Source organism: Streptomyces sp. NPDC002602, assembly GCF_042889445.1.
GTDB lineage: Bacteria > Actinomycetota > Actinomycetes > Streptomycetales > Streptomycetaceae > Streptomyces.
This window is the reverse complement of sequence record NZ_JBIAQX010000015.1, coordinates 94640-110334: the sequence shown is the minus strand read 5'-3', so window position 1 is coordinate 110334 and position 15695 is coordinate 94640. Positions and strand designations below refer to the sequence as shown.

15 protein-coding genes and 1 riboswitch are annotated in these 15695 nt (G+C 71.2%); of the genes, 9 read left to right on the top strand and 6 right to left on the bottom strand.

The features are described from left to right. Nucleotides 1-73 precede the first annotated feature (73 nt). Entirely contained in the window at nucleotides 74-1225 is a 1152-nt protein-coding gene (gene nagA / locus ACFYW3_RS30220; protein ID WP_351750242.1) for an N-acetylglucosamine-6-phosphate deacetylase, read from the bottom strand. Continuing rightward, complete coding sequence (locus ACFYW3_RS30215; RefSeq protein WP_389387972.1) at nucleotides 1225-2157, bottom strand: ROK family protein; 933 nt, start codon at nucleotides 2155-2157, stop codon at nucleotides 1225-1227. The genes nagA and ACFYW3_RS30215 overlap by 1 nt, the downstream gene beginning before the upstream one ends. Nucleotides 2158-2367: 210 nt before the next feature. On the opposite strand from ACFYW3_RS30215, the gene ACFYW3_RS30210 reads away from it, so the two are divergent. From ACFYW3_RS30210 to otsB, 3 genes are all read left to right on the top strand, one after another. Then, a complete protein-coding gene (locus ACFYW3_RS30210) occupies nucleotides 2368-3669 on the top strand; it encodes an extracellular solute-binding protein (RefSeq protein ID WP_351750243.1) in 1302 nt (433 codons plus the stop codon). Nucleotides 3670-3733: 64 nt separating this feature from the next. After that, the gene (locus ACFYW3_RS30205; protein WP_351750244.1) at nucleotides 3734-3970 is read left to right on the top strand and encodes a DUF3263 domain-containing protein; all 237 of its coding nucleotides are present in this window, start codon (nucleotides 3734-3736) and stop codon (nucleotides 3968-3970) included. Between the two features lie 33 nt (nucleotides 3971-4003). Next, nucleotides 4004-4855, top strand: coding sequence for a trehalose-phosphatase (otsB, locus tag ACFYW3_RS30200; RefSeq protein WP_053681128.1), 852 nt, complete (start codon nucleotides 4004-4006; stop codon nucleotides 4853-4855). Nucleotides 4856-4898: 43 nt separating this feature from the next. Here the strand turns inward: otsB and ACFYW3_RS30195 are convergent, their stop codons facing one another. Both ACFYW3_RS30195 and ACFYW3_RS30190 read right to left on the bottom strand, forming a co-directional pair. Further along, the gene (locus ACFYW3_RS30195; RefSeq protein ID WP_351750245.1) at nucleotides 4899-6332 is read right to left on the bottom strand and encodes a trehalose-6-phosphate synthase; all 1434 of its coding nucleotides are present in this window, start codon (nucleotides 6330-6332) and stop codon (nucleotides 4899-4901) included. 45 nt (nucleotides 6333-6377) lie between these two features. Next, nucleotides 6378-7328, bottom strand: a complete 951-nt coding sequence (locus ACFYW3_RS30190; protein WP_389387932.1) for a glucosyl-3-phosphoglycerate synthase — start codon at nucleotides 7326-7328, stop codon at nucleotides 6378-6380. Nucleotides 7329-7526: 198 nt separating this feature from the next. After that, nucleotides 7527-7684: riboswitch (SAM riboswitch) on the top strand. 17 nt (nucleotides 7685-7701) lie between these two features. Between ACFYW3_RS30190 and thrC the strand changes: the two genes are divergently transcribed. The 6 genes from thrC (at nucleotide 7702) to ACFYW3_RS30160 (ending at nucleotide 13494) form a co-directional block, all read left to right on the top strand. Beyond that, on the top strand, nucleotides 7702-8985 hold the full coding sequence (gene thrC, locus ACFYW3_RS30185; RefSeq protein ID WP_351750247.1) for a threonine synthase: 1284 nt from the start codon (nucleotides 7702-7704) through the stop codon (nucleotides 8983-8985). Between the two features lie 34 nt (nucleotides 8986-9019). Further along, complete coding sequence (locus ACFYW3_RS30180) at nucleotides 9020-9298, top strand: ubiquitin-like small modifier protein 1 (protein WP_351750248.1); 279 nt, start codon at nucleotides 9020-9022, stop codon at nucleotides 9296-9298. Nucleotides 9299-9765: 467 nt separating this feature from the next. Then, entirely contained in the window at nucleotides 9766-9972 is a 207-nt protein-coding gene (locus ACFYW3_RS30175; protein ID WP_030009783.1) for a cold-shock protein, read from the top strand. Between the two features lie 313 nt (nucleotides 9973-10285). After that, nucleotides 10286-11908, top strand: coding sequence for a chaperonin GroEL (gene groL, locus ACFYW3_RS30170; protein ID WP_053681120.1), 1623 nt, complete (start codon nucleotides 10286-10288; stop codon nucleotides 11906-11908). Nucleotides 11909-12037: 129 nt separating this feature from the next. After that, entirely contained in the window at nucleotides 12038-12637 is a 600-nt protein-coding gene (locus ACFYW3_RS30165; RefSeq protein WP_389387931.1) for a phosphoribosylanthranilate isomerase, read from the top strand. Between the two features lie 116 nt (nucleotides 12638-12753). Next, complete coding sequence (locus ACFYW3_RS30160; RefSeq protein ID WP_107089262.1) at nucleotides 12754-13494, top strand: family 16 glycosylhydrolase; 741 nt, start codon at nucleotides 12754-12756, stop codon at nucleotides 13492-13494. A gap of 56 nt (nucleotides 13495-13550) precedes the next feature. On the opposite strand, the gene ACFYW3_RS30155 is transcribed toward ACFYW3_RS30160, so the two are convergent. Both ACFYW3_RS30155 and ACFYW3_RS30150 read right to left on the bottom strand, forming a co-directional pair. After that, nucleotides 13551-14132: a GNAT family N-acetyltransferase gene (locus ACFYW3_RS30155; protein WP_351750250.1), complete on the bottom strand. Its 582-nt coding sequence runs from the start codon at nucleotides 14130-14132 to the stop codon at nucleotides 13551-13553. A gap of 56 nt (nucleotides 14133-14188) precedes the next feature. Next, entirely contained in the window at nucleotides 14189-15682 is a 1494-nt protein-coding gene (locus ACFYW3_RS30150; RefSeq protein ID WP_389387930.1) for a PTS transporter subunit EIIC, read from the bottom strand. Nucleotides 15683-15695: the final 13 nt, after the last annotated feature.

Here is a 15695-nt window from a genome sequence, read left to right as displayed (position 1 = left end):
GATCATGCCAAACGGAAGGCGGCCCGCCCAGTCCCGCCGGCCGACCGCCCCGTCCCCGCCGCCGATCCGGCGCTCAGGAAACCGGGCTGACGATCCATTCGCCGCGCCGCATGACTCCCCTGACCTCGAACTCCGCGTCCAGGACGACCAGGTCGGCGTACTTGCCGGCTTCCAGCGAGCCGACCTCGTCGTACAGGCCGAGGAGCTTGGCCGGGTTCGCGGAGATCGCCTGGACGACGGACTCGACGGGGAGCTTGTCCACGGTCACCGACCGCTTGAAGGCGGTGTCCAGGGTCAGGGTGGAACCGGCGATGGAGCCGCCTTCGACGAGGCGGGCCACACCCTCCTTGACCTCGACCTCCAGCGGTCCGAGGTGGTAGGTGCCGTCGCCGAACCCGGCCGCGTCCATCGCGTCGGTGATCAGCGCGACGCGGTGGGCGCCCGCGTGGTGGAAGGCCAGTTCCAGCATGGCGGGGTGCAGGTGCGTGCCGTCGTTGATCAGCTCGACGGTGACCCGCTCGTCCTCCAGCAACGCCGCGATCGGCCCGGGGGAGCGGTGCTCCAGGCCGGGCATGGCGTTGTAGAGGTGGGTGGCCACGGTCGCTCCCGCGTCGATGGCCTGGCGCGTCTGCTCGTACGTGGAGTCGGTGTGGCCGATCGCCGCGATGACCCCGTGCTCGGCCAACAGCCGTACGGAGTCCAGCCCGCCCGGCAGCTCGGTGGCCAGGGTGAACATCCGGGCGGTGCCGTGCGAGGCGTCGATCAGCTTGCGGACCTCGGCCGGGTCGGGGTCGCGGAGCAGGTCCTCCTTGTGCGCGCCCTTGCGGCAGGGGTTGATGAAGGGCCCCTCGAAGTGGATGCCCGCGATCTCGCCCTGCTGCGTCAGTTCGGCGAGCAGGCCCGCGCGTCGGGCCAGCTCGTCGAGGTCCCCGGTGACGGTGGAGGCGATGACCGTGGTGGTGCCGTGCTCGCGGTGGGTGCGTACCCCCCGGAGGACCTCCTCGGCGGTGCCGGAGGTGAAGGAGGCGCCGCCCCCGCCGTGATTGTGCATGTCCACGAAGCCCGGGACGATCCAGTGTCCGGTCAGGTCCACGACGCGGGTGTCCTCGCGGGCACTGCCCGCGACGCGCTCGCCGTCGACGATGACGCGACCGCCCGCCACGATCCCGGTGGGCAGCACCACCTTGGCGCCGGAGAGAACAGTGCTGTGCGCGCTTCCGGACATCAGGCAGGTACCTCCGTGGCGAGTAGGTCCCAGGCGAGCAGCCCTGCGCCCAGGCATCCGGCGGTGTCCCCGAGGGCCGCCGGAACGATCTCGGGCAGCCGCTGGAACGTCACGCGCTCCTCCACGGCCGTCCGTAGTGGTGTGAACAAGGTTTCCCCCGCCTCGGCGAGCCCGCCACCGATGATCAGCGTGCGGGGGTCCAGCAGGGTGATCGCGGTGACCAGGCCGTCGGCGAGGGCGCTGATGGCGGTCTGCCACACCACTCGGGCGCGTGCGTCGCCGGAGGCGACGGCCTTGGCGCAGTCGGCCGCGTCGGCTTCGGGGTCGCCGGAGGCGGCGGCCCAGGCGCGGCTGACGGCGGAGGCGGAGGCGAGGGTCTCCAGGCAGCCGTGTTGGCCGCAGCCGCAGGCGGGTCCGCCGGGGCGGACCACGATGTGACCGATCTCGCCGGCGTAGCCGTGCGCGCCGGCCTCGATGCGGCCGGCGATGCCGATGGCGCCGGCGATGCCGGTGCCGAGGGGGACGAAGAGGAACCGGTCCGCGCCCCTGCCCGCGCCGATGCGGCCCTCCGCGAGTCCGCCCGTGCGCACGTCGTGGCCGAGGGCCACGGGGATGCCGCCGAGGCGTCTGCCGAGGAGCGCGCGCAGGGGTACGTCGCGCCAGCCCAGGTTCGCCGCGTAGACGGCGATCCCGTTCTCGGCGTCGACGATGCCGGGCACGGCCACGCCGGCGGCCGAGGCGGCCGTGGCGAAGCGGGTACGGCCCAGGTCGAGGAGTTCGCGGGCGAAGTCCAGGATCGTCTCGACGACGGCTTCGGGGCCCCGCTCGCGGCCGGTGGCGCGGCGCGCCTCGTGCAGCAGGGTGCCGTCCTCGGCGACGAGGGCGGCCTTCATCCCGGTGCCGCCCACATCGAGGGCGATGACGTGTTTCACGGGTTTCACAGAGACAGTCTCGCGCGCTTGGGAGGCAAAGGTCTAGTCCAATGGGGAGGATTGTTGAGCGGCCATACAAAATCGGGACCCTGGTCCGGCAACAGTCCGGACACGGTCCGGGCCCGGGGCGCTCCAGGATGTGGACGCGTCGCCAAAGTGGTGTAGACCTTACGTCGAATCGTACGTACAACAAGGGGTGGATCGAGAACTGTGAAGGGCCGTTACCTGAGCCTGGCCGCGACCGGGGCCGCGCTGTGCCTGACCACGACGCTGACCGGTTGCGGATCCGTGTCGGCGCTCACCGGGGACAACGAGGTGACCCTCCGGGTCGTGGCGGCCGACTACGGCGACAATCCGCAGAACTCCTCGACCGGCTACTGGAAGGGCCTCGCCGAGAAGTTCCAGAAGGACCACCCGGGCATCAAGGTCGAGGTCAGCGTCTACTCCTGGACCGAGGTCGACGCGAAGGTCGCCGAGATGGTCAAGGCGAACAAGGCCCCCGACATCGCCCAGATCGGCGCCTACGCCGACTACGCCGAGGCGGACAAGCTCTACACCGCCGACGAGCTGCTCTCCGTGCAGACCGAGGCCGACTTCCTCGCCCCGCTCGCCGACGCCGGCAAGCACAAGCGCACCCAGTACGGCCTGCCCTTCGTGGCCAGCACCCGACTGCTCTTCTACAACGAGAAGATGCTCACGGACGCGGGCGTGCTGGCGAAGGACGCCAAGGGCGGCTGGCAGCCGAAGAGCTGGGCGGAGCTGGAGGCGGCCGCCAAGAAGCTCAAGGGCAACGGCGTCCCCACCCCCTTCGCGCTGCCGCTCGGCCGCGAGGAGGCCCAGGCCGAGACGATGAACTGGCTCCTCGCGGGCGGTGGCGGTTACACCGACAACGAGGAGAACTACTCCATCGACTCCGCGGAGAACGTCAAGACGCTGGAGTTCCTGCGCGACAAGCTGGTCGGCCAGGGCCTGACCGGATCCGTGGAGCCGGGCAAGTACGACCGCCAGGGCGCCTTCGACGCCTTCACCCGAGGCGAGGTCGGCATGCTCAACGGCCACCCCACGCTGATCAAGCAGGCCGCCGCGAAGGGCCTCAAGTTCGGCATGGTGCCCATGCCCACGGTCGACGGCACCGAGCACTCCGCCATGGGCGTCGCCGACTGGGTGATGGCCTTCAAGAACGGCCACCAGAAGGAGTCCGGGCAGTTCCTCGACTTCCTGTACCAGGCCGACAACGTGACCGCCTTCACCGAGCAGTACGGCCTGCTGCCCGTCACCACCAGCGGCTTCCGGGCCATGCAGAACGCCACCGGCGGCTCCGCCCCGCAACTGAGGACCTTCCTGGCGGCCCTGCCCACCTCGAAGCTGTACCCGGTCGGCAAGAAGTCCTGGGCGGGCGTCAGCGAGGACGTGAAGAAGAACATCGGCTCGACCGTCAAGCCCGGCGGCAACCCCGAGAAGGTCCTCGGCGAGATCGCCCAGTCCGCGCGGAAGGCGGACGGGGACCAGTGACGCCCGCGCCGCACCGCCCCGGGGCCGCCGGGGCGGTGTCGGTGGCCGGCGTTAATCTGGCCGTATGACGGACGACGGGCGGTTGACGGCCACCGAGGCCGCCGTGCTCGCGTACGAGGGACGTACCTGGTCGGGGCCCGGCGCCAAGGAGCGGGCCATTCGCGAAGGGCTGGGCATGACCCCCGTCCGGTACTACCAACTGCTCAACGCCCTGATGGACGATCCGCGGGCACTGGAGCACGCCCCCGGCACGGTCAACCGACTCCGCAGGATCCGCGAAGCGCAGCGGGCCCGGCGATAGCCGTCCCACGACCGGACCGTTAGGGTCGTGCCCATGGGGAGCCACCCGCACGATCTGCCGATGCCCGTGCCCGCCACAGCCGCCGGACGCGAGGGACTCGAAGCCCTGCTCCGCGCCCCGCGCCGGTCCGTCGTCGCCCTCGACTTCGACGGCACCCTCGCCGACATCGTTCCCGACCCCGACCAGGCCCGCGCCCACCCGGACGCCGTACCGGCGCTGGCCGCGCTCGCCCCCGAGGTGGCCGCCGTCGCCGTCGTCACCGGCCGGCCCGCCGGGGTCGCCGTCCGCTACGGCGGGTTCGCCGGCGTCCCGGGACTGGAGCACCTGGTGGTGCTCGGGCACTACGGGGCCGAACGGTGGGACGCCGTCACCGGCATCGTGCACGCGCCCGCCGAACACCCCGGGGTGGCGGCCGTGCGCGCCGAACTCCCGGGCTTCCTGGAGTCCATCGGGGCCTGGCGCGGCACCTGGATCGAGGAGAAGGGCCAGGCGCTGGCCGTCCACACCCGCAGGGCCGCCGACCCGGAAGCGGCCTTCGCCGCGCTCCGCGAGCCCCTCGCCGACCTCGCGGCCCGACACGGGCTGATGGTCGAGCCGGGCCGGGCCGTGCTGGAGCTGCGACCGCCCGGCATGGACAAGGGCGTCGCCCTCACCGAGTACCTCGCGGAGGTGGGCGCCGAGGCGGTGCTGTACGCCGGGGACGACCTCGGGGACCTCGCCGCCTACGCCGCCGTCGAGAAGCGCCGCGCCGACGGACTGCCGGGGCTGCTCGTCGCCAGCGGCTCCGAGGTGCCCGAACTCGCCTCCCGCGCCGACCTCGTCCTCCCCGGCCCCGGACAGGTCGCCGCCCTCCTCGCGACGCTGGCCGCGACCCTGCGCGCCTGACGACCCCGGCGGCCGGCGGGAACCCCCGCCGGCCGCCGCCCGCTCACGCGTCCCGCAGGGTGTCCAACTGGGCGCGGAACCAGCGGGCCGGGGGCAGGGAAGTCGCGGCGGCGGCCAGCCGCTTGGTGCGCTCCGTCCGCTCCGACCTCGGCATCGTCAGCGCCAGGTGCAGCGCCTGCGCCGTCTGTGTCACGTCGAACGGATTCACCGTCAGCGCGTCGTCGCCCAGCTCCCCGAACGCCCCCGCACCCGTGGACAGCACCAGGGCGACACCCCGCTCCGAGACCACCGGGATCTCCTTCGCCACCAGGTTCATGCCGTCCCGCACCGGGTTGACCAGCGCCACGTCCGCCAGCCGGTAGGCCGCCAGGGAACGCGCGAAGTCGTCCTCCACCGACACCAGCACCGGCGTCCAGTCCTCCGTGCCGAACTCCGCGTTGATCTCCGCGGCCAGCTCGGCGACCGCCTCCGTGTACGACCGGTACACCGCGAGGTCCTGCCGCGAGGGGTACGCCGACGCCAGGTGCACCACCTGGCCCACCCACTCGGGGCGGGTGGTGAGCAGCTCCCGGTAGGCCAGCAGGCCGCGCAGGATGTTCTTCGACAGCTCCGTGCGGTCCACCCGCACGATCGTCTTGAGGTCGCCGACCTCCGCGCGCAGCGCCGCCAGCTTCTCGTCCACCTCCGGACGGTGGGCCAGCGCCCGCAGCTCCTCGCCGTCCACGCCCAACCCGAAGACCGCCACCTCGGTGCTCCGCTGCGGCCAGATCGAGTACCGGCGGTGCTCGACCCTCGTGCCGTGCACCTGTGCCAGGCCCCACGCGTCGTCCAGGTCCATGGCCCCCAGGAACGCCGCCGCCCACTCCTGGGTGTGGAAGCCGAGCAGGTCGGCGCCGAGCATGCCCCAGGACAGCTCCTCGACCACGTACTGCGGGAGGATCCGCAGGGAGTCCGGCGAGGCCCACGGGGTGTGCGTGAAGTGCGCGATCCGCAGGTCCGGCCGCAGGACCCGCAGCATGCCCGGCACCAGCGCCAGGTGATAGTCCTGCACCAGCACCGACGCGCCCTCGCCGGCCTCCTCGGCGAGCGCTTCCGCGAAGGCCCGGTTGTAGGCGCCGTACGACTCCCAGAGCCGCCGGAACTCGGCGTCGAAGGCCGGCTCGCGCGGGATGTCGTACAGGTGGTGGTGGGTGAACCAGAGCACCGAGTTCGCGATGCCGTTGTACGCGTCGTCGTACACCGCCGGATCGATGTCCAGCATCCGGACCCCGGGCTCGGACACGCCCCGGCGCACCGCCTCCCGGTCCGCGTCGGACAGCGCCGCGCAGATCCACACCGTCTCCGGCTGCTCCGCGAGGGCGGCGGAGAGCCCGGAGACCAGACCGCCCCCGCCGCGCCGGGTGTCGAGGGTGCCGTCGTCGGCGAGGGAGTACGAGAGCGGGCCGCGATTCGCGGCGACGAGTACCTGAGAAGCCATGCGCCGAACCTAGCCCGACCGGAACCCGCTCAAACGTCCGGTTCGTCACGCCACCCGGCGGCCCGCGTACTCCTTGACCTCGATCATCGGCGGCCGTTCCTCGGTGTCGACGGCGTACGTCCGCGGCACGAAGCCGTCCGGGCCCCGCTCGAACTGCGTCAGCTCCGGCCGCGCGAGGTGCCCGCGCGACAGACGCAGTTGCGCCGTCCGGTAGATCGCCGCGGCCATCCGGCCGAGCGCCTGACCGTCCTGGTGCCGATGCAGTCGTACCCCGACGTCCACCTGGGCCAGCGCGTCCAGTCCGACCGTGTGCAGCGCGTCCACCAGCAGCCCCAGCTCGACGCCGTAGCCGACGGGGAACGGCAGCCGCTCCAGCAGCGACCGGCGCACCGCGTACTCGCCGCCCAGCGGCTGGACGAAGCCCGCCAACCGCGGCCAGTGCAGGTTGAGCAGTGGGCGGGCCACCAGCTCGGTCACCCGGCCGCCCTGCCCCGGCGCGTCGCCCAGCGGGCGGTCGTACATCGCCTTCACGAACTGCACCTCGGGGTCGGTCAGCAGCGGACCGACGATCCCGGACACGAAGGAGGCCGAGAAGTCGCGCAGGTCGGCGTCCACGAAGCAGACGACGTCGCCGGTCGTGGCCAGCAGCGAGCGCCACAGCACCTCGCCCTTGCCGGGCAGGGCCGGCAGCCGCGGCAGGATCTCGTCGCGGTGCACCACGCGGGCACCGGCCTTCGCGGCCACCTCGGCCGTCCGGTCGCGGGAGCCCGAGTCGACGACCACCAGCTCGTCCACCAACGGCGTCCCCGGCCCCTCGATCAGCTCGCGGCGGATCACCTCGACGATCTCGCCGACCGTGGCCTCCTCGTCGAGCGCGGGCAGCACCACACTGACCGTGGTGCCCGCCGCCCGTTTCCGGTCGAGCAGCCGGTCGAGCGGTCGATCGGCAGCGGACCAGGAGCGCTCGGCCAGCCAGCGCTCCACCTCTTCCAGCACTTTCGGCACTCCCTGATGGGTCGATCGAGCGTCGGCGGTTTCGGGCGAAATGTGATCCATCTCGCCGTTCGGACGGCTGTCTCAACCGCCCGGGGCTTCGGTTACAGTCTTGAACAACGCGATGGACCACCGCATGCCGGGGGTCCCGCGTGTACAAACGCCCGGGCCCGCCATGGAGTGCGTCACCCGGTGCCATACCGCTCATCCAGAGGGGCAGAGGGACACGGCCCGTTGAAGCCCCGGCAACCCTCCAGTCGGTCTCGCGATCACGCACATCCGCTGCGTCAGCGAGGTCCCCGGCTAGGGAAGGTGCCAATTCCGTCTCATGGCGAAGTGCGCCATGGGGAAGATGAGGAGAAAGGGCCTCGCCATCATGGCTGCACAGACCGTCGCAACCTCTGCCGAAACCGTAGATCTCGGACCCGCCACCGGCCTTTCCTGCCGCGAGTGCGCCACCCGCTTCGAACTCGGTCCGATCTTCGCCTGCGCCGAGTGTTTCGGACCGCTCGAAGTCGCCTACGACCTGCCGACCGGTGACCCCGAGGCGCTGCGCGCCGCGATCGAGGCCGGCCCGAACAACATCTGGCGCTACGCGCCGCTGCTGCCCGTCCCGGCCGACGTGGCCTCCAAGCCGAGCCTGAACCCCGGTTTCACCAAGCTCGTGGACGCCGAGAACCTGGCCAAGGAGCTGGGCGTCACCGGCAAGCTCTACGTCAAGGACGACTCCGGCAACCCGACGCACTCCTTCAAGGACCGCGTCGTCGCCATCGCCGTCGAGGCCGCCCGCGCCTTCGGCTTCACCACCCTCTCCTGCTCCTCCACGGGCAACCTGGCCGGAGCCGTCGGCGCCGCTGCCGCCCGCGCCGGCTTCCGGTCCTGCGTGTTCATCCCGCACGACCTGGAGCAGGGCAAGGTCGTCATGGCCGGCGTCTACGGCGGCGACCTGGTCGGCATCGAGGGCAACTACGACGACGTCAACCGCTTCTGCTCCGAGCTCATCGGCGACCCGCTCGGCGAGGGCTGGGGCTTCGTCAACGTCAACCTGCGCCCGTACTACGGCGAGGGCTCCAAGACCCTCGCGTACGAGATCTGCGAGCAGCTCGGCTGGGAGCTGCCCGACCAGATCGTCATCCCGATCGCGTCCGGCTCGCAGCTGACGAAGATCGACAAGGGCCTCCAGGAGCTGATCAGGCTCGGCCTCGTCGAGGACAGGCCGTACAAGATCTTCGGCGCCCAGGCCGAGGGCTGCTCGCCCGTCTCCACCGCCTTCAAGGCCGGCCACGAGGTGGTCCGCCCGCAGAAGCCGAACACCATCGCCAAGTCCCTCGCCATCGGCAACCCGGCGGACGGCCCGTACGTCCTGGACATCGCCCGCCGCACCGGCGGCTACGTCGAGGACGTCAACGACGAGCAGGTCGTCGAGGCCATCAAGATCCTCGCGCAGACCGAGGGCATCTTCGCCGAGACCGCGGGCGGCGTGACCGTCGGCGTGACGAAGAAGCTCATCGACAACGGGCAGCTCGACCCCGCGCTGACCACGGTCATCCTGAACACGGGTGACGGTCTCAAGACCCTGGAGGCGGTGGCCGCGGACAGCGGGCAGACCGCCACCATCCGCCCGAGCCTGGACGCGTTCCGCGCCGCCGGCCTGGCCTGACCCTCCCCCCGTACTCCGGAAAGGCAGTAGCGCCATGAGCGTCAACGTCCGCATCCCCACCATCCTGCGCACCTACACCGGCGGCCGGGCCGAGGTGTCCGCCGAGGGCGCGACCCTCTCCGAGGTCATCGAGTCCCTGGAGAAGAGCCACCCGGGCATCGCCGCCCGCGTCCTGGACGACCAGGGCAAGCTGCGCCGCTTCGTGAACGTCTATGTCAACGACGACGACGTGCGCTTCGAGGGCGGGCTGCAGACGGCGACGCCCGACGGCGCCGGCATCTCGATCATTCCGGCGGTCGCGGGCGGCTGCTGACCCGTCCCGGACTTCCACGACGGACTTCCGCCGGGACTTCCGCGGGCACTTCCGCGGGCACTTCCGCCGAGCGTCGTCCGTCGACGAAGAGCAAACAGAATTGCCCCCTCCGCCGATAAGCGGAGGGGGCAATTCTGGTTGATTGGGCGCGGTAGAGTTGGGGAAGTCCCCTCCGCCGTACTTGCCCGCCGCATATGAGCGGGCCGCCGGATGGTTGACATTGAGTCAACATGCAAGCGCGCTATGGGTCTTTGGTGCCGAATGTCAGGCCCGAGTTGCCCGGCCATATGCCAAATTTTCACTCTATTTCAATGTTTCCTCGTGTCCTGAATTCTCGTCGGAATGACCTGTTGCACACAGCACTGGTGCGGATACATTCAGCCGCGGTCGAGGCGTTCCGGCGCAAGTTCTGACCCGGGTCCGCGAAGTGCGGTCCTGCGCAAGGGCCAGTAATAGGGGAGTTAGGCATGGCTCAGGGCACCGTCAAGTGGTTCAACGCGGAGAAGGGCTACGGCTTCATCGCGGTCGACGGTGGTGCGGATGTGTTCGTCCACTACAGCGCCATCCAGATGGACGGGTACCGCACCCTTGAAGAGGGTCAGCGGGTCGAGTTCGAGATCTCGCAGGGCCAGAAGGGTCCGCAGGCGGACATGGTCAAGCTCGCACTCGGCTAGTCCCGGCGCGATCGACCACCGACGTACAGACAACGAGGGGCCCACATCCTGGACAAGGGATGTGGGCCCCTCGTGCGTGACCCCGTCCGACCGGCGCGTTCGCGGGGTGTTGCCCGAAGCCGCTTGCACTCGCGGGGGTCGAGTGCTAATCATTGGCGTTAGCACTCTCCAGGTGAGAGTGCTACTCAACGAGGACCGGGCCGGTGAGGCTCGCAGGGTCCGGCGGGAAGGAACCGCCGGGCTCGCTGGCCGTCCGTCGCGGGCGCGGGCGCGGTCCGGAGCAATCCACCCCTGTCCGGGAGGACCACTTCAGATGGCCAAGATCATTGCGTTCAACGAGGAGGCCCGGCGCGGTCTCGAGCGTGGGATGAACCAGCTCGCCGACGCCGTCAAGGTCACCCTTGGCCCCAAGGGTCGCAACGTCGTCCTTGAGAAGAAGTGGGGCGCCCCCACGATCACCAACGATGGTGTCTCCATCGCCAAGGAGATCGAGCTCGAGGACCCGTACGAGAAGATCGGCGCCGAGCTGGTCAAGGAAGTCGCCAAGAAGACGGACGACGTCGCCGGCGACGGTACGACCACCGCCACCGTGCTCGCCCAGGCTCTCGTACGCGAGGGTCTGCGCAACGTGGCCGCCGGCGCCAACCCGATGGCCCTCAAGCGTGGCATCGAGAAGGCCGTCGAGGCCGTCTCCGCCGCCCTGCTCTCGCAGGCCAAGGACGTCGAGACCAAGGAGCAGATCGCCTCCACGGCCTCCATCTCCGCCGCCGACACCCAGATCGGCGAGCTCATCGCCGAGGCGATGGACAAGGTCGGCAAGGAAGGCGTCATCACCGTCGAGGAGTCGCAGACCTTCGGTCTGGAGCTCGAGCTCACCGAGGGCATGCGCTTCGACAAGGGCTACATCTCGGCGTACTTCGCCACCGACATGGAGCGCATGGAGTCGTCCCTCGACGACCCGTACATCCTGATCGTCAACTCCAAGATCGGCTCGGTCAAGGACCTGCTGCCGCTCCTGGAGAAGGTCATGCAGTCCGGCAAGCCGCTGCTGATCATCGCCGAGGACGTCGAGGGCGAGGCCCTGTCGACCCTGGTCGTCAACAAGATCCGCGGCACCTTCAAGTCCGTCGCCGTCAAGGCCCCGGGCTTCGGTGACCGTCGCAAGGCCATGCTCGGTGACATCGCCATCCTCACGGGCGGCACGGTCATCTCCGAGGAGGTCGGCCTCAAGCTGGAGAACGCCGGTCTCGACCTGCTCGGCCGCGCCCGCAAGGTCGTCATCACCAAGGACGAGACCACCATCGTCGACGGTGCCGGTGACAGCGACCAGGTCCAGGGTCGCGTCAACCAGATCCGCGCCGAGATCGAGAACTCCGACTCGGACTACGACCGCGAGAAGCTCCAGGAGCGCCTCGCGAAGCTGGCCGGCGGCGTGGCCGTCATCAAGGCCGGCGCCGCGACCGAGGTCGAGCTCAAGGAGCGCAAGCACCGCATCGAGGACGCCGTTCGCAACGCGAAGGCGGCCGTCGAAGAGGGCATCGTCGCCGGCGGTGGCGTGGCCCTCCTCCAGGCCTCCGCGGTCTTCGAGAAGCTGGAGCTCACGGGTGACGAGGCCACCGGCGCCAACGCCGTGCGCCTGGCCCTGGAGGCCCCGCTGAAGCAGATCGCCGTCAACGGTGGTCTCGAAGGCGGCGTCGTCGTCGAGAAGGTGCGCAACCTGCCCATCGGTCACGGCCTGAACGCCGCGACCGGCGAGTACGTCGACATGATCGCCGAGGGCATCATCGACCCGGCGAAGGTCACGCGCTCCGCGCTGCAGAACGCCGCGTCGATCGCCGCGCTGTTCCTGACGACCGAGGCCGTCATCGCCGACAAGCCCGAGAAGGCCGGTGCCCCCGCGGGCGGCGGCATGCCGGGCGGTGACATGGACTTCTGATCCGCCTCCGGCAGATCGGCAGTTCCGTTCGCGTTCCGAAGGCGGCACCCCCGTGGGGGTGCCGCCTTCGGGCGTTCCGCGGGGCGGACGCGGGGGCGTCGGGAGTGCCGCTGGTGGTTGACTGGACGGATGACTGACGTGTTCATCAAGATCTGTGGGCTGCGGACCGCGCGGGACGTCGCCGCCGCCGTCGACGCCGGGGCCGATGCCGTCGGGTTCGTCTTCGCGCCCGGCAGCCCGCGTACGGTCGACGTCGCCACGGCGCGCGAACTCGCCGCCCGGGTGCCGGCCGGGATCCTCACGGTCGGGGTGTTCCGCGGGCAGTCGGTGGAGGAGGTCGGGCGGCTGACGCGGGAGAGCGGGGTGCGCTCCGTACAACTGCACGGCGACGAGGGGCCCGAGTACTACGAGGAACTGCGCGCGGAGGGCCGGACGCTGATCCGCGCGACGGCCGCCGCCGTCGCCGCCGCGGGGGAGTACGGCGAGGACCTGCTGCTGATCGACGCACCGGACCCGGGCTCGGGCAAGCCCTGGAACTGGGGCTCGGCGGAGTTCACCGCACCCGAGGGCCGCTGGCTCCTGGCGGGCGGGCTGACCCCGGGCACCGTGCGCGAGGCGCTGGCGACCACCGGGGCGTGGGGCGTGGACGTGTCCAGCGGGGTGGAACGGGAGCGCGGGGTCAAGTCCCCCGAGCTGATCCGCGCGTTCATCGAGGCCGTGCGGGGCTGAACCCGGCCGGCGCACCCCGGCGCACCCCGGCGCAGGTCGTTGCCGAATGAAGTCATGTGATTACTCTCGGCAAGATTTATGTGTGCGGGTACAGGTCGGATGGGCATGCCACAGGCATGGACACGGACATGTTCGGATGGTTGCGGCGCCTGACCCGCCGCCTCGCCCCGGGGGACGGTGGCGGTGGCGCCGCGGTGTACTCGCCGCGCCGCGCCCCCGCCTTCACCGCCGACTTCGCCTCGCCCACCCAGTGGATCGCCGGCCGCTCCTGGGCCTATCCCAACGGCGGCCCGGTCAATCCGGGCGACAACAAGCTCGACCACCTCGTCTCCGACCCCTCCTACAGTCGCGGTGGCGTCTTCCGGGCCACGCGACGCCCCGACGGCAACTGGGACGCCGGGCTGCTCACCACGGAGGGCAGCGACGAAGGCTTCATGGTGCGCACCGGCGACGTGCTGGAGGCGCGGGTGAAGCTGCCGGCGGAGCGCGGTGCCTGGCCCGCCATCTGGACCTGGCGGGACGGCGGCCAGGAGATCGACGTCTTCGAGTACCACCCCGACAACCCCGACCTGCTGGAGCTGTCCAACCACGTCCGGGACGCGCACCGCTACCACCGGGACCCGTCGGTGCGGCCCGGCGCGTGGCTCGACCTGAAGGTCGAGTTCGGGCGGAACTCGGTCGTCTGGTGGGTCAACGGAGCCCGCGTCTTCAGCGACGGGCGGGGCGTGGGCCGCTCCTGGCGCGCGTACCTGATCGTCAACCTGTCGGTGTGCGCGGGCAGGTACCACCCGGCGCCCGACCCCGGGGCCAGGGAGATGTCGTACGAGGTGTCCCAACTGCGGGTGTACCGGGGCTAGGTCCTCGCGGTGTCGGTCGGGGGTCGGGGGAGACCCCCTGACGGCAGGGCTTCGGCTCAGGCGTCCGTGCGCAGGCGGGCGTGCAGGTGCTCGTCGTGCCAGCCGTCCGCGTGGAGGAGGGCGCCCCGCATGGTGCCCTCCAGGGGGAAGCCGGCGCCGGTCGCGACGCGGCACGAGGCCGGGTTGGCCACGGAGTGGGTGATGCGCACGCGGTGCAGGCCGAGTTCCTCGAAGGCCCAGCGGCCGACGAGTTCCGTCGCCGGGATCATGGCCCCCTTGCCGCGGCCCTCGGGCAGCAGCCAGTACAGGATCTCCCCGCTCCCGCCCGCGAGGTCGAGGTCCCCGATGCCGATCAGGCCGACCGCCGGGGCGTCCTCGGGGGCGACGGCCCAGATCGTGGCCTGCTCGTTCTGCCAACGGGACCGGAACACGGCGACCTTCGTGACGGCCTCCGCTTCCGTCAGGGGGGTGGTCCGGTTCCAGTGCACGATGTCCGGGTCCAGGCCGGCGGCGGTCAGGGCGGGCGCGTCCGAGGGTTCCCAGGGACGCAGGCGCAGACCGCCGGGAAGCTCGAACGAGGGCTGGGCCAGGCCGCGCAGCCGGCCGGGCGGGACCACGGCGGGTATCGATTCGATCATCGGTCCATGATGCCGCCCGGACGGGGTCCGGCCGTCGGGGGGGTGGTGCGGGCGGGTCAGTGGGTGGGCGCGGGGACGGGCGTCGGGGTGTCCCGCGGGGTGGGCGCCGGTTCGGTGTCGGGTTCCGGGGAGGTGTTCAGCTCGGTCAGCATCTGCCGGGTGAAGCCGAAGAAGTACGTCGCGACGAAGCCCACCAGGTAGCCGACGGCCAGCCCGCCGGCGTAGATCGCGATGGTCGCGCCCATCCCCGCGGCGCCGTCGAGCAGCGGGAACAGGGCCCAGCCGGACGGGCCGATCGCGGTGGAACCGAACGACGAGCCCAGCTGGTTGAAGAGGCCCACGAAGGCCCCGCCGGCCGCGCCGCCCACGCAGGCGGTGACGAAGGGACGGCCCAGCGGCAGCGAGACACCGTAGATCAGCGGCTCGCCGACGCCCAGGAAGCCGGCCGGGAGCGCCGACTTGATGGTCGTGCGGATCGACCGGTTGCGCGGGAGCCGGTAGTAGACGGCGATCGCCGCGCCGACCTGGCCCGCGCCCGCCATGGCGAGGATGGGCAGCAGGACGGTGTGTCCGGACTGCTGGATGAGGGTGGTGTGGATCGGGATCAGGGCCTGGTGGAGGCCCAGCATCACCAGCGGCAGGAAGAGCCCGCCGAGGACGAGGCCCGCGAAGGCGCCGCCGGTGGCGAGCAGCCAGTTGGCGAAGGAGCCGATCGCGGTGGAGACCTCGCCGGCGAGGAACATCAGGCCGTAGAGGGTGACCAGGCCGGAGACCAGCACCGTGAGCGTCGGGGTGACGAGGACGTCCAGCGCCTCGGGGACCCATGCGCGGCACCACTTCTCCACCTGGACGGCGAGCAGGGCCGCCGCGAGCGCGCCGAGCACACCGCCCTGGCCGGGGGAGAGCTGCTGGCCGAACGCGTCGATCTTCGCGACGCCCGGGAAGACGATGATCGCGGCGACCGCGCCGCCGAGGATCGCGGTGCCGCCGAACTCCTTCGCGGTGTTGTAGCCGACGAACACCGCGATCAGCGACATGAACCCGGACGCGATGGCCGCCAGGGCCGGGACGACCGTCGGCAGCCATCCCGCGTTCGTCAGCACGCCGTTCAGGCCGGCGATGATGCCGCAGCCGATCAGCGCGGGGATCAGCGGGACGAAGATGTTCGCGATCCGGCGCAGGAACAGTTTGAACGGCGTGGAGTTCCGCGCGGTGCGCGCGTCCTTCATCGCCGCGCCCTGCGCGGCCAGTTCGTCCGCCGTCACGGGGGCGGGCGGGCCGGCCGCCGAGCGGCCCTCCTCCACCAGCGCCTCGAACTCGGGCGTCACCCGGGCGACGGTGCCCGGGCCCAGGACGATCTGGTACGTGTCGTCCTCGACCACGCCCATCACGCCGGGCACGGCCTTGAGGGCCTCGTCGCGGACCAGGGAACGGTCGCGCAGGCCGATGCGCAGACGCGTCATGCAGTGCGCGATGGAGGTGATGTTGTCCGGGCCGCCGACCAGAGGAAGGATCGCGGCGGCCGTGGCGCGGTTCTTGTCAGTGGACATCGTGGTGTTCGCC